This window comes from Streptomyces hyaluromycini (genome assembly GCF_002217755.1).
GTDB lineage: Bacteria > Actinomycetota > Actinomycetes > Streptomycetales > Streptomycetaceae > Streptomyces > Streptomyces hyaluromycini.
Genome location: NZ_BCFL01000041.1, coordinates 79,974 through 98,556, shown reverse-complemented (window position 1 = coordinate 98,556; position 18,583 = coordinate 79,974). Strand labels below are relative to the sequence as shown.

Annotated in this window: 16 protein-coding genes and 1 pseudogene; 1 reads left to right on the top strand and 16 read right to left on the bottom strand. The window is 73.4% G+C overall.

Annotation, left to right across the window (positions count from 1 at the left end; translation table 11 throughout):
* A pseudogene (locus tag SSP29_RS49550) lies at nt 1-507 on the bottom strand (carbohydrate ABC transporter permease); the annotation flags it as partial.
* A 392-nt stretch (nt 508-899) separates the two neighbouring features.
* On the opposite strand from SSP29_RS49550, the gene SSP29_RS49545 reads away from it, so the two are divergent.
* On the top strand, nt 900-1,820 hold the full coding sequence (locus SSP29_RS49545) for an NADP-dependent oxidoreductase (protein WP_089107603.1): 921 nt from the start codon (nt 900-902) through the stop codon (nt 1,818-1,820).
* A gap of 159 nt (nt 1,821-1,979) precedes the next feature.
* Here the strand turns inward: SSP29_RS49545 and SSP29_RS49540 are convergent, their stop codons facing one another.
* The 15 genes from SSP29_RS49540 to SSP29_RS49470 form a co-directional block, all read right to left on the bottom strand.
* Nucleotides 1,980-2,609 (bottom strand): NAD(P)-dependent oxidoreductase, encoded by a 630-nt coding sequence (locus SSP29_RS49540; protein WP_089107612.1) that lies wholly within the window; start codon nt 2,607-2,609, stop codon nt 1,980-1,982.
* A 94-nt stretch (nt 2,610-2,703) separates the two neighbouring features.
* Nucleotides 2,704-5,730 carry an alpha-mannosidase gene (locus SSP29_RS49535; RefSeq protein WP_089107602.1) on the bottom strand — a complete coding sequence of 1,009 codons (3,027 nt, stop codon included), beginning with the start codon at nt 5,728-5,730 and terminating at the stop codon, nt 2,704-2,706.
* Between the two features lie 29 nt (nt 5,731-5,759).
* Nucleotides 5,760-6,839, bottom strand: coding sequence for a Gfo/Idh/MocA family protein (locus tag SSP29_RS49530; protein ID WP_089107601.1), 1,080 nt, complete (start codon nt 6,837-6,839; stop codon nt 5,760-5,762).
* The gene (locus SSP29_RS49525; RefSeq protein WP_089107600.1) at nt 6,824-7,480 is read right to left on the bottom strand and encodes a ThuA domain-containing protein; all 657 of its coding nucleotides are present in this window, start codon (nt 7,478-7,480) and stop codon (nt 6,824-6,826) included. The genes SSP29_RS49530 and SSP29_RS49525 overlap by 16 nt, the downstream gene beginning before the upstream one ends.
* Nucleotides 7,481-7,654: 174 nt before the next feature.
* Nucleotides 7,655-7,933 carry a hypothetical protein gene (locus tag SSP29_RS49520; protein ID WP_150136479.1) on the bottom strand — a complete coding sequence of 93 codons (279 nt, stop codon included), beginning with the start codon at nt 7,931-7,933 and terminating at the stop codon, nt 7,655-7,657.
* 199 nt (nt 7,934-8,132) lie between these two features.
* Nucleotides 8,133-9,182, bottom strand: a complete 1,050-nt coding sequence (locus tag SSP29_RS49515; RefSeq protein WP_150136478.1) for a sugar kinase — start codon at nt 9,180-9,182, stop codon at nt 8,133-8,135.
* Nucleotides 9,179-9,814 (bottom strand): bifunctional 4-hydroxy-2-oxoglutarate aldolase/2-dehydro-3-deoxy-phosphogluconate aldolase, encoded by a 636-nt coding sequence (locus tag SSP29_RS49510; RefSeq protein ID WP_089107599.1) that lies wholly within the window; start codon nt 9,812-9,814, stop codon nt 9,179-9,181. The genes SSP29_RS49515 and SSP29_RS49510 overlap by 4 nt, the downstream gene beginning before the upstream one ends.
* 20 nt (nt 9,815-9,834) lie before the next feature.
* Nucleotides 9,835-10,671, bottom strand: coding sequence for an aldose epimerase family protein (locus tag SSP29_RS49505; protein ID WP_089107598.1), 837 nt, complete (start codon nt 10,669-10,671; stop codon nt 9,835-9,837).
* On the bottom strand, nt 10,668-11,813 hold the full coding sequence (dgoD, locus tag SSP29_RS49500; RefSeq protein ID WP_089107597.1) for a galactonate dehydratase: 1,146 nt from the start codon (nt 11,811-11,813) through the stop codon (nt 10,668-10,670). Before dgoD ends, SSP29_RS49505 begins: the two co-directional genes overlap by 4 nt.
* The gene (locus SSP29_RS49495; RefSeq protein ID WP_089107596.1) at nt 11,810-12,583 is read right to left on the bottom strand and encodes a FadR/GntR family transcriptional regulator; all 774 of its coding nucleotides are present in this window, start codon (nt 12,581-12,583) and stop codon (nt 11,810-11,812) included. The genes dgoD and SSP29_RS49495 overlap by 4 nt, the downstream gene beginning before the upstream one ends.
* A gap of 28 nt (nt 12,584-12,611) precedes the next feature.
* Nucleotides 12,612-13,385, bottom strand: coding sequence for an SDR family NAD(P)-dependent oxidoreductase (locus tag SSP29_RS49490; protein ID WP_089107595.1), 774 nt, complete (start codon nt 13,383-13,385; stop codon nt 12,612-12,614).
* A 40-nt stretch (nt 13,386-13,425) separates the two neighbouring features.
* The gene (locus tag SSP29_RS49485) at nt 13,426-15,498 is read right to left on the bottom strand and encodes an alpha-galactosidase (protein WP_089107594.1); all 2,073 of its coding nucleotides are present in this window, start codon (nt 15,496-15,498) and stop codon (nt 13,426-13,428) included.
* Nucleotides 15,495-16,355 carry a carbohydrate ABC transporter permease gene (locus SSP29_RS49480; protein ID WP_089107593.1) on the bottom strand — a complete coding sequence of 287 codons (861 nt, stop codon included), beginning with the start codon at nt 16,353-16,355 and terminating at the stop codon, nt 15,495-15,497. Before SSP29_RS49480 ends, SSP29_RS49485 begins: the two co-directional genes overlap by 4 nt.
* Nucleotides 16,355-17,290, bottom strand: coding sequence for a carbohydrate ABC transporter permease (locus SSP29_RS49475; protein ID WP_089107592.1), 936 nt, complete (start codon nt 17,288-17,290; stop codon nt 16,355-16,357). Before SSP29_RS49475 ends, SSP29_RS49480 begins: the two co-directional genes overlap by 1 nt.
* Before the next feature lies 1 nt (nt 17,291).
* Nucleotides 17,292-18,581 (bottom strand): ABC transporter substrate-binding protein, encoded by a 1,290-nt coding sequence (locus SSP29_RS49470; protein WP_089107610.1) that lies wholly within the window; start codon nt 18,579-18,581, stop codon nt 17,292-17,294.
* Nucleotides 18,582-18,583 lie beyond the last annotated feature (2 nt).

Here is an 18,583-nt window from a genome sequence, read left to right as displayed (position 1 = left end):
ACGGCTCTGCGGCCCCGGATGATCCTTGCGCGTACACGTCAGGTCCGGTCCGGGGATCCGCCGGCCGGGCGCAGCCGCAGCGTCCGGATCTGGAACGGCCGGAACCCGAGGTCGACGGCGGCCTCCGCGCAAGGAGGGCAGGATCAGCGACCAGTAGCTGTTGATCAAGCCGAGCTGCCTGACCATCAGGTAGCTCGGGATGACACCGGGCACGAACGGCATCGCCATCAGCAGCAGGAGCAGCACGGGCTTGTGTCCGAAGGACCCGCGGCGGCTGAGGCCGTACGCCAGCATGATGGACGAGACCAGGCTGAGGGCCGAGCCGACGACGGTGATGCCGACACTGACCAGCATGGCCCTGGAGACGATCCCGCCGTTGAGGAGTGTGTAGGCAAGGAGCGTGGGGTGGTCGGGCCACAGGACGTAGCCGCCCGCCCTGGTGACCTCGGCGGAGTCCGCCAGCGAGGTCGAGACGATCGCCACGAAGGGCAGCACCACCAGGACCACGCAGACCAGCAGGATCAGCGACTTGGCGGTGCGCCAGGGCAGGGTGCCCGAGGTCTCCCCGGGGACGGCGCTGTAGGCGCGGTGCGGCCTGCGGCGGACGGGAGTGGCGTGACGGGAGGGACCGCCGACACCTGCCGGCGCCCGAGGGGAGGGCGCAGGGCGCGGGCAAAGTGGCCCATGCCACGGGACGAAAGGTGGCCCAGAGGTCCGGGCCGGTTCCGGGATACGGTCGAAGGCGTGACGACAGCAGCGTCCGCCGGCCCCCTCGGCCGGCCGCCGCCCGCGGTGGCAGAGCTCGCCGCGGGGCGCTGAGATGGGTCACGACGGGCGGTCGCCGCCGGGCGGGACCGGTCCGTCGCCGCGACTCCCCCACCCTCCCAGAGGTACCCCTCATGCAAGCCATCACCGTCAAGGACCGCGACGCCGGAGCCGGCGGTCTCGCCCTCACCGAGCTGCCGCTCCCGCACGCGGCGGAGAACGACGTGATCGTGCGCGTGCACGCCGCCGGGTTCACGCCCGGCGAGCTGACCTGGCCCGCCACCTGGACCGACCGCGCCGGCCGCGACCGCACGCCGAGCGTGCCCGGCCACGAACTGTCCGGCGTGGTCACCGAGCTGGGCTACGGCACCACCGGACTGACCGTCGGCCAGTGGGTGTTCGGGCTCGCCGACTGGACCCGCGACGGCACGCTCGCCGAGTACACCGCCGTCGAGGCCCGCAACCTCGCCCCGCTCCCGGCCGACGTCGACCATGTCACGGCCGCGGCCCTGCCGATCTCCGGGCTCACCGCCTGGCAGGGCCTCTTCGACCACGGCCGCCTGGCCACCGGCCAGACCGTACTGGTCCACGGTGCCGCGGGCGGCGTCGGCTCCATCGCCGTGCAGCTGGCCCGTGCGGCGGGCGCGCGGGTGATCGGCACCGGCCGGGCGGCCGACCGCGACCTCGCCCGCGACCTGGGCGTGGACACCTTCGTGGACCTCCAGGCCGGGCGGCTGGAGGACATCGGCGAGGTCGACGTGGTGTTCGACGTGATCGGCGGCGAGGTCCTCGACCGCTCCACGGCACTGGTCCGCGCCGGCGGCACGCTGGTCACCATCGCCCGTCCGGTCACCGTCCACCCCGCGGACGGGCGGGCGGTCTTCTTCGTCGTCGAACCCGACCGCGCACGCCTCGCCGACCTCGCCGCACGGGTGCGGGACGGGCGCCTCAGGCCCGTCGTCGGCGCGGTCCGGCCGCTCGCCGAGGCGGTTGCCGCGTTCACCCCGGAGAAGCGCACGCCCGGCAGGACGATCATCCGGGTGGCGGAGGACTGAGGGGCACCGGTGCGGACGGCCCCGCCGGTCGCGCCGGCCGGCGCGACGACGCACCCTGACCTGGTGCGGTGGCGTCCAGGGCGCTCCGTGCCCCCGGCCGGACGGCCTGCCGGTAGCGCGTCTACCGCGGTGACGCTCGCGACGGCCCCGTGGTCCCGGTCAGGCCAGTCGGTGCAGGGCCTCCTCGGTCACCTCCCCGAGCAGTGGCTCGCCGGCCGTCCAGCGCTCGACCTCCGCGAGCGCGTACCGGCCCAGCCGGCGCAGCTCGCTGCCCTGGGCGCCGGCGATGTGCGGGGTGACCAGCACATCGGGCAGGGACAGCAGAGGGTGGCCGGGCGGCAGCGGTTCGGGGTCCGTCACGTCGAGGTACGCCTCCAGCCGACCGGACGCGCACTCGCGGGTCGGCGCCGCCGTGTCGACGATTGCGCCACGGGCCGTGTTGACGAGCACGCCCCCGTCCGGGATCAGGGCGAGCATCCCGGCGTCGAGCAGACCGGACGTCTCCGGCAGCAGCGGCGCGTGCACGCTCACCACCGCCGACCGGCGGCACAGCTCGGCCAGTCCGACCCGCTCCGCACCCAGCCGGGCCGCCTGTCCGTCGGTGACGTACGGGTCGCTCATCAGCACCTCCGCCTCGGCGAACGCGGCGGGGAAGGCCGCCCCCGCCGGGCCGGGGGCGAGCCGGACGAGCCCGGAGAGCCGGTCCCGCAGCTCCGCGGGGAGCACCTGGTCCGCGACGACGGGATCCATGACGGACACGGCCGTGGGCCGGCCGGACGGGGCGGTCATCGTGCCGGGTCCTCTCTCGGTGCGTACGACGACGGAATCGGAGACGGCGCCGGGCCCGGCGGACGCGCCGGGCCCGGTGTGTCGGGTCACCGGGTCAGGCGCGCGGCAGCCGCAGCGTCACCATCTGGAACGGCCGCAGCGCGAGGACGACACCGCCGTCCGCCGCGGCGGGCCGCTCGGCGTCCGCGAGCGGGCGCTCCAGCAGGTCCGTCAGGACGGCGCGGTCCGCCGCGAAGCCGTCGGCGGACACGGTGGCCCGGGCCCGGCCGCCGTTCGCCTCGTACAGCCGCACCACCAGGTCGCCGCCGCGGTCGTCGGCCAGCTTCACCGCGCTGACGACGGCGGCGTCGTTGTCGACGGTCACCAACGGCGCCACCTCGGCGACCCCCTGGACGCGTCGCTCGGGCAGATTGGCCCGGTAGCCCTCGCGGACCGCGTCCCCGACCGTCGCGCCCGGTACCAGCGCGTGCCGGAAGCGGTGCACGCCCTGGTCGGTGTCCGGGTCCGGGTAGCGGGGCGCCCGCAGCAGCGACGCCCGTACGGTGGTCGTCGTACCCGCGTCCCCGGCGCCGGTGCGCACCGCGCGGGTCACGTCGTGGCCGTACGTCGAGTCGTTGACGACGGCGACGCCCCAGCCCGGTTCGTCGAGGTGGACGAACCGGTGGTTGCAGGCCTCGAACTTGGCCCACTCCCAGCTGGTGTTCTGGTGGGTGGGCCGGTACACGTGCCCGAACTGCGTCTCGGCGGCGTACCGGTCGGCCCTGACGTCCAGCGGGAAGGCCAGCTTCAGGAAGCGCTCGGTCTCGTGCCAGTCCACCTCGGTGTCGATGTCGAGGCGCTTGGCGTCCGCCGGGACCGACAGCAGCTGGGTGACCCGGGAGCCGCCGAAGACCCGCTCGACACGCACCGCGCCGCCCTCGGCCGCCAGTCCCGCCACCTCGGTGAGGTCGCTGCCGACGTTCCGGTAGAAGGCGTCGACGTCCCACGCGTCCCACTGGTTGGGGAAGTCGGGGTGCAGCTGGAGCAGGTTGGCCGCCTGCCCCGGCGCGATCGCCTCCCGGTCCGCGGGGATGTCGTACGCCGAGACCACCAGTCCCCGTCCGTCGATCTCGACCCGCAGCAGACCGTTGTCGAGGAGATAGCCGCCGCCCTCGCGCGGGACCGGCGTCACGGTGTCCCCCTGGACGGCCCGGGACGCGGCACCTCTGGCGGGCACCGAACCCCGGCTGTGCGGAGCGGAGTTGAAGACCAGGGTGCGCTCCCCCTCCCCCGCCAGGGCACGCTGGGCCGCGCCGATGACGTCCTCCAGTTCCCCGGCCAGCCGCGCATAGGTCTCGCGGGCCTCCCGGTGCACCCAGGCGATCGACGAGCCCGGCAGGATGTCGTGGAACTGGTGGAGCAGGACCGTCTTCCAGATCCGGTCCAACTGCTCGTAGGGGTACGGGAATCCGGCGCGCACGGCAGCCGTCGCGGCCCACAGCTCGGCCTCGTGCAGCAGGTGTTCGCTGCGCCGGTTGCCCTGCTTGGTCTTCGCCTGGCTGGTGAGGGTCGCGCGGTGCAGTTCGAGATAGAGCTCGCCGACCCAGACGGGCGGGTCGGGGTATTCGGCCTCGGCCTTGGCGAAGAAGTCGGCCGGGGTCTCCCAGACGACGGCCGCCGAGCCCTCCAGACTGCGCAGCCGGGCCGCCTTGGCGACCATCTCCCGGGTGGTACCGCCGCCCCCGTCGCCGTAGCCGGTGGGGGCGAGGGAGCGGGTGGCTACGCCCTTCTCCTTGAAGTTGCGGGCCGCGTGCGCGATCTGACTGCCCGTCATCTCGCAGTTGTAGGTGTCGACGGGCGGGAAGTGGGTGAAGATCCGGGTGCCGTCGATGCCCTCCCACTGGAAGGTGTGGTGCGGGAAGCTGTTGGTCCGGCTCCAGGAGATCTTCTGGGTGAGGAGCCGTGTCGAGCCCGCCGCCCTGATGATCTGCGGGAGCCCGGCGGCGAAGCCGAAGGTGTCGGGCAGCCAGGCCTCGTCGTTCTCGATGCCGAACTCGTCGAGGAAGAACCGCTTGCCGTGCACGAACTGACGAGCCATCGCCTCCGAACCGGGCATGTTGGTGTCCGACTCCACCCACATCCCGCCCGCCGGCACGAACCGCCCGTCCGCGACGGCCTTCTTCACCTTCGCGTACACCTCGGGCCGGTGCTCCTTGATCCAGGCGAACTGCTGGGCCTGGGACATGGCGAAGACGAACTCGGGCTCCTCCGCCAGGAGGGCGGTCATGTTGGCGGTGGTGCGGGCGACCTTGCGGACCGTCTCGCGCAGCGGCCACAGCCACGCCGAGTCGATGTGCGCGTGCCCGACCGCGCTGATCCGGTGGGCGGCCGGGGCGGCTGGGGCGGCGAGTACCTCGGTAAGACACGAACGCGCCCGTTCCGCCGTGCCGCCCACGTCCTGGAGGTCGACGGCGTCGAGGGCCCGGCCGACCGCGCGCAGGATCTCCCAGCGGCGCGCCCCGTCGACGGGCAGTTCCGCCATGAGCTCGCCGAGGACCTCCAGGTCCATGACCAGGTTCCACACGGTCTCGTCGAAGACGGCCAGCCGCAGCTCGCCGAGGACGTACTGGGGCGCGTCACCGGCGGTCGCCCGGTCACCCATCGGGGTGGGCTGGAACGGCACGCCGCTCGCGTCCAGGTCGGGGTTGGAGGCGGCCTCGACGCGCCAGTGGACCTGCTCCCCGCCGGCCACGGGCGAGCCGACGCGGACGTGGGTGTTGCGCGGGTGGAGGCCCTTCACCGGCGTGCCGTCGGGCCGGTAGACGAGTCCCTCGCACTGGAAACCAGGGGTGCGCGGGGTGAAGCCGAGGTCGAGGACGGCCTCGACGGTCCGGCCGGCCCACTCGGCGGGGACGGTGCCGGTGACCTTGAACCAGCTGGTTCCCCACGGCGTGCCCCACGGGGTGCCCGGGGCGATGGGGCGGGTCGGGACGGCCAGCCCCTCGGCCACCGGGACGGGTTCGTCAGGGGTGGACCAGATCTCCACGGTCAGGGGGGTGGTGACGGGGTGGACGGCGGGACGGATGCGTTCCCTGAGGACGCGTTCCAGACGTGCTTCGACCAGGTTCCGGTCGTCGTGCATGAAGGGGGTCTCCTGTTGCGTGGTGCGGGTCAGTGGAGCGGAGCGGGTCGCTCGCAGGTGCTGGTCACCGGGAGTGCGCGGCCCTGGTCCGCCGCGTCCATGAGGGTCAGCATGACGTCCAGGACGTGGGCGGCGAGTTCGGCCGACGCGCGGTGCGGGCGCCCCTCCGTCAGTGCCTCGGCGAGATCGGCGAGGCCGATGCCGCGGCCCGCGTCCCGGTGACCGGCGGAGACGGGCAGGGTCTGCCAGCCGTCGCCGCGGTGGAGTTCGACGGCGCCGTCGAAGCCGTTCGGGTCGAGCACGGACAACGAGGCCTCGGTGCCGTGCACTTCGATGCGCGGCAGCCGGGCGGCGCGCACGTCGAAGCTCATGACCAGGGTGGACAGCGCTCCCCCGGTGTGCTCCAGGACACCGGTGATGTGGGTGTCCACCTCCACCGGGAAGACGGTCCCCGCGCGCGGGCCGCTGCCGATGGTCCGCTCGGCCCGTGGCCGGGAGGAGGCGCCGGTCACCCTGACCACCGGGCCCAGCAGGTGGACCAGGGCGGAGAGGTAGTAGGGGCCCATGTCGAGCAGGGGGCCGCCGCCCGGCCGGTAGTAGAACTCCGGGTCCGGGTGCCACTTCTCGTGTCCGGCGCTGGTCATGAAGGCGGTGGCCGCGACCGGCCGGCCGATCAGACCGTCGTCGACCGCCTTGCGCGCGGTCTGCGTTCCGGTGCCGAGGACGGTGTCGGGCGCGCAGCCGACCCGCAGCCCGGCCTCCCGCGCCGCCGCCAGCACGGCGTCGGCCTCCTTGCGGTTCGCCGCGAGCGGCTTCTCGCCGTACACGTGCTTGCCCGCGGCGAGCGCGGTGACGGCGACCTCCGCGTGGGCGGCGGGAACGGTGAGGTTGAGTACGGCGTCCACGTCGTCCCGGGCCACGAGCGCGGCGACGTCCGGCACCTCGGTCGCCCCGGTCCGTTCGGCGACGCTCCGGGCGCGGGCGGGGTCGAGGTCGGTGACGGCGGTGAGCCGTACGGACTTGAGCCCTTCCAGGGTCGAGAGGTAGGCGCCGCTGATCTTCCCGGCGCCGACGATGCCGATGTCCAAGGGCTTCAGCGGCTCGCCCACAGCAGTCCCCTTTCGGTCAGTGTGCGCACTTCGGGCACGTCGAAGTCGTCGGGCTTGTGCCCGATGGCCGAGACGAAGACCCGCCCCGCGCCCCAGGTCCTGGTCCACACGGCGGGCATCACCGCGGGCCGGTCCCGGAGTTCGTCGGGCGGGAAGGTGGTGGTGGCGAGGACGTCGATGTGGGGGTCGGTCAGCAGCCAGTACTGCTCGGTGTGCACGGCGAAGTCGTCGAGCCCCGCGACGACCGGGTGGCCGGCCCGCTCGGGCAGCAGGTGCACGGTGTGGTCGTGGAAGCCCGGCGGGTGCATCACGAACTTGCCGCCGGTCAGCAGGTGGTAGCCGTGGTCGTGGAAGCTGTCGACGATGCCGCCGTGCCAGCCGGCCAGGCCGGTGCCGGCGCGTACCGCGGCGGCGAGGTTGTCGCTCTGCTCCCGGGTGATGGTGCCCATGGTCCAGCACTGCACGACCAGGTCGGTGGCGGCCAGGCGCTCCGTGTCCTCGTACACCGCGAGGTCCTCGGAGGTCTCGACGACGAACCCGTTCTCCTTGAGGAAGGGGACGAAGCCGTCGCTGATCGTCACGGGCTGATGCCCGTCCCAACCGCCGCGGACGACCAGCGCCCGCCGGATGTCGGTGGTCAAGGTGATCGCACGCTCCCATCGGCGCCGCACAGCTGCGCGCGGCGGTCGGTGTCGAAAGGGCGGGTCGGAATCGAAAAACGGGTCGGACTGGGGGCGATGTGAACCTATGAATGCCTCTCATAGTTTGTCAATACGTTTTATGAACTCGGGGCTGGAGCCTGCCGACGGTGCCGGTCAGCCGGTGATGTCGACGGTGCGGTCGATGCAGAGGCCCGCGCGGAAGGCGCCGCGCAACACGTTGTTGCTCAGGATGACGTTCGTAGTGGCGTCCGGATACAGCGAGGTGCCGGCCGGAGAGCTGATCCGTACCCCGTGCCGGACACCGTTCCAACCGCCGCCGATCAGGACGTTGCCGCTGACCGTGGCCGACTCCAGGGGGTGGCCGGTGTCGCCGAACACCCCGATGTCCAGGGCGCTGTTGGAGGACACGCTGTTCACCAGGTTGTTCGTCATCCCGACGTTGCGCCCGCCGGCGATCCGCAGTCCGTTGGCCCACCAGGGCGCGATCGCGGCGTTCTAACGCGATCAGCCGTATCCCTCCTCGGCCCGGCAGGCAGCCGACGTGGCCCGACCGGCGAGGCCGTCCCTTTCCCCGCCGATCGCGCTGGCGCGTCTAGCGACGGCCCGGCGATTATTCCATCGCCTTGATTAACTAACTTCGGACCGCCTCGGAGCCTTCTCGCCGCCGCCGTTCCGGCCCGGCCGCCGGTCCGTCGACGGATCCGTCGTCGTAGCGCTGCCAGTCCCGGTCGGTGAGTTCGAGGAGCCGGGCGATGTCCGCCGGCTCGGGCAGCGGACCGTGATCCCCCGTCACCTTGAGGGCGGAGACCGCGGTGAGGTGGCCGAGCCGGAGGGCACGGGCCGGCGTCTCCGCGCGCAGCAGCCCGGCCAGGAAGCCCGCCGCAAACGCGTCGCCCGCGCCGACCGGTTCCACCACGGCCGTCCGCAGCGCGGGCACCGTGCACGCGCCGTTCGCGGTCACGGCGGTCGCGGCGCGGGCGCCGTCCTTGACGACGAGGATCCGCGGCCCGGGCAGCAGCTCCCGCAGGCCGGTGACGGTCAGGTCGCCGCCCCACAGCTCCTGGGCCTCGTCGAGGCCCACGAAAACGATGTCAGCGCGGTCGGCGAGGGCGCGCAACAGGGCCGGCGCGGTGCCGTCCGGCCACAGCGCGGCCCGGTGGTTGACGTCGAAGCTGACGGCGTACGGCCGTTCGGCCGCAGGCGTGTCGAGGGCCCGGGTCACCAGGGCGCGGCAGGACGCGGAGAGGGCGGGGGTGATGCCGGTGAGGTGCAGGAGGGCGGCCGAGCTCAGGGGTTCGCCGTCGAGCAGGCCGGGACCGAGGGCCGAGGCCGCCGAGCCGGCGCGGTAGTAGTGGACGCGGGTTCCGGCGGGGCCCGGGTTCTTGAGGAGGAGGCCCGTGGGCCGGTGCGGGTCGGTGCGCACATGCGTCACGTCGACCCCGGCGGCGGCGACCGCGGCGCGCACCCGGCGGCCCAGCGGATCGTCGCCGACGGCCGAGAGCCAGCGGGCCGGAACGCCGTGGTCCGCGAGGTACATGGCCACGTTGGACTCCGCTCCCGCGACGGACAGCCGCAGTTGCTCGGCGTCCGCCAGCGGCCGGGGCGGGTCGGGGGCCAGGGCGGCCATGGTCTCGCCGAGGCAGACGACCGGTCCCGGGGCCGGACGCCAGGGAGCCCTCACGCCGGTCCCTCCTCCGGTACGGCGGCCCGGAACGCCCGGGCCCGCTCGCGCAGGGCGGTGATGCTGCCGCCGTCCGCCGCGTCCCCGACGAGCGGGGAGCCGACGCCGACGGCGGTGGCCCCGGCGGCCAGGTAGGCCCGTGCGGCCGGGACGTCGACGCCGCCGACCGGGACGAACGCGGCGTCGGGGAACGGCCCGCGCAGCGCCTTCAGGTACGCCGCTCCCCCGGCCTCGGCGGCCGGGAAGAGCTTCAGCGCGGCCGCGCCGCGGGCCTGCGCGGCGATCACGTCGGTGGGGGTCAGCACGCCGGCCAGGACCGGCATGCCGAGCTGCCGCGCGGTGTCGGCACCGGCGCCGAGGCCGGGGGTGACGGCGAAAGCGGCGCCCGCCCGGTGGGCGGCGTGCGCGTCGGCGGCGGTCAGCACCGTGCCGGCGCCCAGCGGCCGTTCGGGGCCGAGTTCCTTGTGGGCCCGGGCGATGACGGCGAGGGCGTCCGCGCCGCTGAGCGACACCTCGATCAGTTCGATGCCCTCCTCGGCCAGGGCCAGCACGGTGCGCAGGGCGGCTTCCGGGTCGCCGCCGCGCACGATGGCGAGCAGGCGGCGGGCGGCGAGGGCGGCTCGCAGATCCACGAGCGGGGCTCCTTCCATGGTCAGCGGGGGCAGCGGCAGTCGGCGCCGACGGTGAGCCGCCAGCGGACCTCGCCCGAGGCGGGGACGCGGGCGGCGTCGTCCGGGCCCGCGTCGGCGAGGTCGAAGACGCGGCCGAGCATCGGCTCGACGCCCGTACTGCGATAGGGCCGGTCGGCGGGGAAGCCGCCGAGGTTGCGCCACAGGGCGACGGAGAGCGGCTGCCCCTCCGCCTCGACGGCCAGGGCGAGCCGGTCCGCGCCGTCGTGCACACAGCACCGGCCGCCGTCCACCACGGCCCCGACCGCCGTACCGTCATCCGGTCCGAAGCGGTCGAGCCGCAGCCCCAGGGGTGCGGGCCAGGTGCCCGTCACCCAGGGGGCGCCGTCCGGCCAGGGACGGGCCAGCAGGGGCGCCGCCTCCGGGAACAGCCGGGTGGGCGCGCCCTCTTGGGCCAGCAGGACGGCCTCCTCGGAGAGGTCGAGGAGCGCGTGGGCGGCCCAGAGGAAGCGGAAGCCGGGGTCGGCCGTCAGCACGTAGTCGGCCTCGACACCGTCGGCCGTGTCGCGCAGCGTGCGTGTCAGGGTGAAGCAGTCGCAGCGGACGGTCTCCCCGGCACCGTCGTCACCGGCACCGTCGCGCGTCCAGGGCCGGGACCAGGCGTCCCCGTGGTCGGGGGTGCCGCGGACGGTGGGGACGCACTCCTCCAGTCCTCCCGCGTCCACGAACGCGTCGCCCGGTGCCACGCCGTGGCGTTCGGGGCTCTCACGCCGCCACAGCCACTCACGGCCGCCGTGGCGCAGCGAGGTCCAGCGGCCGCCGTGCGCGAGGTCGGTGACGGCTTCGAGCGGCACGGTCACCACTCCGCGAAGGAGCCGTCGGCGTGCCGCCACACCGGGTTGCGCCACCGGTGCCCCGCGCGGTCGGCCGCGCGTACGGCCGACTCGTCGAGGGTGATGCCCAGCCCGGGGGCGTCACCGCGGTGCGCGTGCCCGTCCACGAAGCGGAAGGGTTCGGGGTCGACGAGGTAGGAGAGGAGGTCGGCTTCCTTGTTGTAGTGGATGCCGCGGCTCTGTTCCTGGATGAGGAAGTTCGGGGTGGCGAAGGCGACTTGGAGGCCGGCCGCGAGGGCGATGGGGCCGAGCGGGCAGTGCGGGGCGAGCTGGGCGCCGTAGGTCTCGGCGAGCGAGGCGATGCGGTGCACCTCGGAGATGCCGCCGGCGTGCGAGAGGTCCGGCTGGGCGACCGCGATGCCGGCGGCGAGGACGGGCAGGAACTCGGCGCGCGAGTACAGGCGTTCGCCGGTGGCCAGCGGCACCGGGCTCGCGGAGACCAGTCCGGGCAGCAGGTGGCCGTGCTCGGGGAGGACCGGTTCCTCCACGAACAGCGGGTGCAGCGGGGCGAGTTCGGCGAGGACCCGGCGGGCGCTCGCGGCGGTGAAGCGGCCGTGGAAGTCGACGGCGACGTCCCGGTCCGGGCCCAGGGCGTCCCGGGCGGCGCTCACCCGGGCGACCACGGCCGCCGTCTCCGCCGCCGTGGCCAGCGGCGAGGTGGCCCCGGCGGCGTTCATCTTCACCGCGGTGAAGCCCGCCTCGACCTGGGCCGCTATCTGCTCGGTCAGCTGGGCGGGTTCGTCGCCGCCGACCCAGGCGTAGACCCGCACCCGGTCGCGCACCGGACCGCCCAGCAGGGCGTGCACGGGCGCGCCGTAGGTCTTGCCGGCGATGTCCCACAGGGCCTGGTCGAGGCCCGCGACGGCGCTCGACAGCACCGGGCCGCCCCGGTAGAAGCCGCCCTTGGTGAGCACCTGCCAGTGGTCCTGGATACGCAGCGGGTCCTGCCCCACCAGGTATTCGGCGAGGACGTCGACGGCCGCGCGGACGACCTCGGCGCGCCCCTCGACGACGGGTTCGCCCCAGCCGACCACTCCGTCGTCCGTCTCGACGCGGCAGAACAGCCAGCGCGGCGGGACGAGGAAGGTCTCTATCCGCTCGATCTTCACCGGCCGCGGCTGCCTTTCGTGTCGTCGGACCCTGTCGCCCGGTCCGTCCCGGTCCCGTCCTCGGGGCCGTCGAGCCGGGCCAGGTCGCGGCCCGCCTGGTCGAGCAGGGCCCGCATGGCGGTCTCGGCCGCCTGTGGGTCGCGGTCGCGCACGGCGTCCAGGACGGCGCGGTGGGCAGGGACGGGATCCTCGCTGTGCGGGGCGCTGTGCACGATCCGGTCGCGGTGGGCCAGCCCCGACTCGATCACCATCTCCATGCGTTCGAGCAGTTCGTTGTGGGTGGCGGCGAGCAGGGCGCGGTGGAAGGCGAGGTCGGCGTCGACGGCGTGGCCCGGGTCGGCGTCCTCCCGGGCCATCGCCTCCACGGCCGTCTCCAGCAACAGCAGGTCGGCCTCGGTGCGGCGCTCGGCGGCGAGCCGGACGGCGGCCGGTTCGATGATGGCGCGGACCTCGGCGAGGTTGCGCAGCAGCGACCACTCCGCGCCGGTCGTACGGCCGCCCTCGAACTGCCAGCGCAGCACGTCGGCGTCGAGCAGGTTCCAGTCCGCGCGGGCCCGCACGAAGGTGCCGCGTTTCTGGCGGGCGTCGACCATGCCCTTGGCGGCGAGCACCTTGAGGGACTCGCGCAGGGCGGTGAGGCTGACGTCGAGTTCGCTCTGCAGCGCCACCAGGTCGAGCGTGGCCCCTTCCGGGATCTCGCCGCCCAGGATGCGGCGCGCCAGGGCCTCCACGGTCTGGCCGTGCACACCGCGGCGGGCGTAGGGCGTCATGTCGTACAGCCTTTCTGTTCAAAGGGCATCATGCGGAGGCCTTCACGACGCTCCAGCCGCCGTCCACCACGAGACTGGACCCGGTGATGTAGGAGGCCTCGTCGGCGCAGAGGAACGCGATCGCGGCGGCCACCTCCTCGGGGGTGCCGAAACGGCGGGCGGCCGTTCCGGCGACGCTGCGTTCCCGTTCCTCCGGCGGCACCCTGTTCCAGGCCCCGGTCAGGATGGGCCCGGGGAGTACCGCGTTGACGCGCACCTCGGGCCCGTACTCGACGGCGAGCTGCCCGCACAGGGACAGCAGGCCGCCCTTGGCCGCGGCGTAGGCGGGGTGGCCGGGGATGCCCGCGTGGGCGTGCACCGACGAGGTGAGCACCACGGCGCCGCGGCGGGCGCGCAGGTCGGGCAGGACGGCCCTGACGCCGAGGAAGCCGCCGGTGAGGTTGACGGCGAGCTGCCGCTGCCAGGACGGCAGGGTCATCTCGTGGGCCGGCCGGACCTCGACGGTGTAAGCGTTGCTGACGAGCACGTCGACCGGTCCGAAAGCGTGGGCGGCGGTCACGATCCGCGTCCAGTCGTCCTCGGCGGCGACGTCCGCGTGCACGTACCGGGCCCGGCCGCCGTCCTTCTCGATCCCGTCCACCACGGCCTGGCCGCGTTCGTCGGCGATGTCGGCGAGTACGACGGCGGCGCCCTCCCCGGCGAGGCGTGCGGCGGTGGCGGCTCCGATGCCGGAGGCGGCGCCGGTCACCACGGCGGTACGGCCGGTGAAGCGGGCACCGTACCGTGGTACGGACTGGTCCATCGGGCTCCTTAGAGGGTGAGCTGCTGGCAACATATGCGTCCTACAGGCGTCTCAGCACCACCAGGTCGGCGTCGTGCTCGGCACTCCACGCGAACGGCAGGCCGTGGTGGAGCAGATGGGCTCCGCCGTACGACGTTCCCGTCGCCGTGTCCCGGTAGCGGGCCGCCGGGTCCAGGCCGCGCAGCCGGAGCCGCGCGGGGCGGCCGGGCAGCAGCGGTGCCCCGTCGAGGCGGCCGGTGGAGAGCGCGGCGACGACGGTGCGGTCACCGGCGTCGTACTGCACGCCGCAGGTGGGGTCGTCCGGCGTGCCGAGCAGCCGGGCCTCCCCGTGGTGGACGACGTCCCGGACCTCCTTGTACCGGGCGATCCACCGGGCGGCCTCGGCCCGCTGCTCCGGGGTCCAGGCGCGCAGGTCGGCGCCGATCCCGAGGACTCCGCACATGGCGTTGACGAAGCGGAAGGCGAGGCTGCGCGGGCGCGGGTCGAAGATTCCGGGGGCGTCGGTGACCCAGGAGCTCATGACGTGGGGCGCGTGTGCGTGCAGGAAGCCGTGCTGGATGCGCAGCCGGTCCAGGGGCGCGGTGTTGTCGCTGGGCCAGACGACGTCGGTCCGGGCGAGGGTGGCGTGTTCGATCCGTCCGCCGCCGCCGGCGCAGCCCTCGACGGTGACGTCGGGGTGGGCGGCGCGCAGGTGGTCGAGGACCCGCAGGTATCCGGCGACGTGCTCGGCGTCCAGGTCGACCAGGTCGGCGGGACCGGCGCCGGGGCGGCCGCGTTCGGTGGGCGGGCGGTTCATGTCCCACTTCAGATAGCCGATGCCGTGGGCGCCGAGCAGCCGGTCGAGGGTGCCGATGACGAAGTCCTGCACGTCGGTGCGGCCCAGGTCGAGCAGGAGCTGGTTGCGGACGAGGCGGGCCGGGCGGCCGTCGATGCGGTAGACCCACTCGGGGTGTTCGGCGTACAGCCGGCTGCCGGGGCTGACCGCCTCCGGCTCCACCCACAGGCCGAAGTCCAGGCCGAGGGCGCGGACGTCCGCCACGAACCGGTCGAAGCCCTGCGGGAACGCCTCCGGGTCCGGGTACCAGTCGCCCAGTCCCCCGGTGTCGTCGGCGCGGCCGGTGAACCAGCCGTCGTCCACGACGAACAGCTCGGCCCCGATGTCCGCGGCGACCTTGGCCAGCTCCAGCTGCCCGGCCGCCTCGACGTCGAAGCCGGTGGCCTCCCAGGAGTTGTAGAGCACCTTGCGGGGGCGGTGCAGCCGGTCGCCGGAGAGGCGGCGCTCGTAGCGGTGCCAGACCCGGGACAGGCCGTCGAGTCCGTCCGGGCTGAACGCGCAGGCGAGCCGGGGAGTCGTGAGCGTCTCCCCGGGGGCCAGGTGTACGGCGCCCTCGTGCGGGACCCGGCCGGCCCGGACCCGGACGGTCCCGCCCGGCTCGGCCTCCGCCGTGATGTGCCAGTTGCCCGGCCATTCGAGGGCGACACCGTACGCGGACTGCACGTCCTGCGCGTCTTGAACAGCGAGCCAGGGCGCGTAGGCGTGGCCGGGCACGCTCTGCAGGCTGCCGATGGTGAACGTGCCCCGGGGGAGGTCGACTTGAGTGCGCTGGAACTCCTGCGACCACTGTCCGGCGAGGTACGTCAGCCGGGCCGCACCGGTGACCGGGATGTTCACGGCCGCCGAGTCGAGGCGTTCCAGGCGGAGTTCGGCCGTGGCGGTGAACTCGGTCCAGCGGAGGATCACGTCGGTGCCGGGGACGGTCTGGTAGCAGAGGACCGTCCGCAGGCCGGTCACCTCGTCCGTGAAGGCGAGTCGCAGGCCCCCGTCCGACTCCTCCGCGCCGTCGAACTCCCACCACACGCCCCGGTCCTCGCCCGGACCTCGTACCACCAGTTCGGATCCGGTGAACGGCCGCAGTCCGTACGGCAGATACTCGGCCGGGGCCGCGTCGGCGGGTGTGATGAAGTGGGTGCGCCGGGACCAGTCCAGGGCGGACGGCCCGTCCTCGACGCCGAGCGGGCCCCAGGCGTCGAGCTCGGCCCACGGCCCGTCCGGTGACAGCCGGACCGTGTAGCTGGTGTTGGCTGTCCGCAAGGTCCAGCGCTGGTACGTCACTTGACCGCTCCCAGGTTGAGGCCGGCCACGAAGTGCCGCTGGAAGCGCAGGAAGACGGCGACCGTGGGCGCGGCGGCGATGACCGACCCGGCGGCGATCACGTTCCACTCCGACACGTACTGGCCCTGGAGTCCGATGAGGGCGGCGGTGATCGGCATCTTGGTGTCGCTGCGCAGGACGGTGATCGCCCAGAGCAGGTCGTTGAAGATCCAGGTGAAGGAGAGGGCGCTGAGGGCGGCCAGGGCGGGGCGGGTCAGCGGGAGGATGATCCGCCAGAAGATCTGCCAGGGTCCGGCGCCGTCGACGACCGCCGCCTGCTGGATCTCCGCAGGGATCGACCGCATGAAGCCGTGCAGGACGAAGACGTAGAAGCCGACGCCGAAGCCGATCTGCACGCCGATGAGCGCGGGCAGGGTGTCGTAGACGCCCATCACCTCGCTGAGCTTGGACACCGGGATGAGCAGGATCTGCGGCGGGAGCAGGTTGCCGCCGAGCATGAGCAGCAACAGGGAGCGGCGGAAGGGGAGTTCGTAGCGGCTGAGCGCGAACGCGGCCATCGCCGCCAGGGCCAGGGTCACCAGGACGCAGGGGACGGTGACGAGCAGGCTGTTGATCAGTGCCTGCTGCTGGCCGCCGTCGCTCCAGGCCTGGCCGAAGTTGGCCAGGGTGAAGGAGCGCGGCCAGCTGCCCAGGCCGTGGGCGGCGATGTCGTCGAAGGAGCGCAGGCTGGTCACCAGGACCAGGGCGATGGGCAGCAGCCACAGCACCGCCAACGCGCCCGCGCCCAGGTGGAATCCGGCGGTGGCGGCCCGCCTGCGACGCAGTGCGGTGGAGTTGGCCGCGGTGTCGGCGGACATCAGTCGGCCTCCCGGAAGGCGCGCACGAGGTAGGAGGCGATGACCCCGAACGCGAGGACGAAGATGACGACGGCCAGGGCGGAACCGTAGCCGAGTCGCAGGGACTGGAAGGCGGTCGAGTACATGTAGGTGCTCAGCAGCTCGGACGAGTGGTAGGGGCCGCCGCGGGTGAGCGACCAGACGACGTCGAAGGAGCGCAGCGAGTCGATGACGATGACCGACAGGACGACCGCGTTGACACTGCGCAGCTGGGGCAGGGTGACGTGCCGCAGCCGCTGCCAGGCGCTCGCCCCGTCGACCTTGGCGGCCTCGTAGAGCGCCGGGTCGATGCCCTTGAGGCCGGCCAGGTACAGGACCATGACGTAGCCGATCTGGCGCCACAGGGCGGGCACGATCACCGCGTACAGGGCGGTGTCCTGGTCGGCGAGCCAGGCGTGCTGGAGGCTGCCGAGGCCCACGGCGTCCAGCACCCGGTTCAGGACGCCGTCGGGCTGGTAGATCGCCTGCCAGACCAGGGCGGTGGCGACCAGTGAGAAGACGACCGGCAGGAACAGGGCGGCCCGGTAGAAGCCGACGCCGCGCCGCTCCTGCTGGAGCAGCAGCGCGGCGGCGAGCCCCAGCACGGCGGACAGGCCGCCGAAGAGGACCAGCCACAGCACGGTGTGGCCGAGCGCGCTGCGGAAGACGTCGTCGTGGGCCATCTCCCGGAAGTTGTCCAGGCCGACGAACTGCGGCGGGGAGACGCCGTCCCACTTGGTCAGGGCCAGGTAGAAGCCCTGGAGCGCCGGCCAGAACACCCACAGGGCCTCGGCGAGCAGCGGGACCAGCACGAAGGCGAGGACCAGGGGTGGCGTGCGCCGGGGGCCCCGGACCCGCCTGCCACTGATGGGCATGCGGGCCGGGGACTTCCGGTCGGGGGCGGTCAGCACAGCCACGTCAGGCGTTCCAGATCTTCTGGGCATCGCGCTGCCAGTCGGTCAGGATGCTGCCGATCTGCTTCGGCTTGGCCAGGAACTTGGTCAGCGCGGTGTCCGCGGTGGGCTGGAGGGCGTCGCTGGAGTCCCGGTTGAAGAACTGGGTGATCTCGGCGGCCTCGGCGACGTGCGCGCGGCCCTTCTTCACCAGCGTGGTGCCGGCGTCCTTGGCGTCCGGGTTGCAGGGCAGGACGGTGCCGGAGGAGCCCTTGATGTAGATCTCCTGGGCCTCGGCGGTGGCGAGGTACTTCATCAGGTCGACGACCTGGTCGCGGCGGCCGGTGCGGGCGCTGGCGAAGTAGCCGTCGACGGGCGCCTCTTCGGCGAGCGGGATCTTGGCGTCGATGACGGGGAAGCGGAAGAAGTCGATGTCGTCCAGGGCGCTCTTGGGTGCCGAGTCGGCGAAGAAGGTGCCGATGAGCATCATGCCGGTCTTGCCGCCCAGCAGTGCGGTCGTGGCGTCCTGGAAGGCGAGGGCGGTGCCGTTCGGGTCGAAGTACGGCAGCACCTCCTGCCAGCGGTCGAAGACCTTGCGCACCTCGGGGTCGTCGAACCGGTGCTTCCCGGCGAGGAGTTCACGGTGGTACTGGGCGCCGTTGATCCGGATGTCGAGGTAGTCGAACCAGGCCGACGCCACCCAGGGGGTGTTGCCGCCCGCGCCGAGCCCGATCGGGGCGACGCCCTTGCTCTTGAGCTTGTCGCACAGGTCGAGGAAGCCGTCCCAGCTGGTGGGCTCGCTCACGCCCCACTTGGCGAAGTTGGACTTCCGGTAGAACATGCCCCACCAGTAGTAGGTGTTGGGCACGAAGACCTTCTTGCCGGAGCTCGCGGTGCAGAGCGAGTGCAGCGCCTTGGTGTACCGCTTGAGGTCGGGCGAGGAGCTCCACACCTCGTCGAGGTCGAGCAGCAGGTTCTTCTTGGCGTAGGCGTCCGCGACCGAGCCGGGGTACCAGGTGTACACGTCCGGCGGGTTGGCGGAGGTGAGGTAGGTCGGCAGCTGGGTGCGGAAGGTCTCGGCGGCGATCGTGTTGAGGCTGGCCTTGCCGGAGCCCTGCTTGCCGTACGCCGCGACCAGGTCCTCCATCGCGGTCTTGGCCTGCGGGGCGGACAGGTTGGACTGGAGGGTCACCGCGCCCTTCGAGGAGCCCTTGCCGGTGGAGGTGTCGGTGACACAGCCGCTGAGCAGTGCCGCGGTCCCGGCGGCACCGAGTCCGGCGAGGAACCGCCGTCTGCTGGTCTGGGGGTTGGCCATGG

Coding starts and splice junctions, on each gene's coding strand:
- SSP29_RS49545 (WP_089107603.1), top strand. CDS start 900: ATGCAAGCCATCACCGTCAAGGACCGCGACGCCGGAGCCGGCGGTCTC.
- SSP29_RS49540 (WP_089107612.1), bottom strand. CDS start 2,609: ATGACCGCCCCGTCCGGCCGGCCCACGGCCGTGTCCGTCATGGATCCC.
- SSP29_RS49535 (WP_089107602.1), bottom strand. CDS start 5,730: ATGCACGACGACCGGAACCTGGTCGAAGCACGTCTGGAACGCGTCCTC.
- SSP29_RS49520 (WP_150136479.1), bottom strand. CDS start 7,933: ATGACGAACAACCTGGTGAACAGCGTGTCCTCCAACAGCGCCCTGGAC.
- SSP29_RS49495 (WP_089107596.1), bottom strand. CDS start 12,583: ATGACGCCCTACGCCCGCCGCGGTGTGCACGGCCAGACCGTGGAGGCC.
- SSP29_RS49490 (WP_089107595.1), bottom strand. CDS start 13,385: ATGGACCAGTCCGTACCACGGTACGGTGCCCGCTTCACCGGCCGTACC.
- SSP29_RS49480 (WP_089107593.1), bottom strand. CDS start 16,355: ATGTCCGCCGACACCGCGGCCAACTCCACCGCACTGCGTCGCAGGCGG.
- SSP29_RS49470 (WP_089107610.1), bottom strand. CDS start 18,581: ATGGCCAACCCCCAGACCAGCAGACGGCGGTTCCTCGCCGGACTCGGT.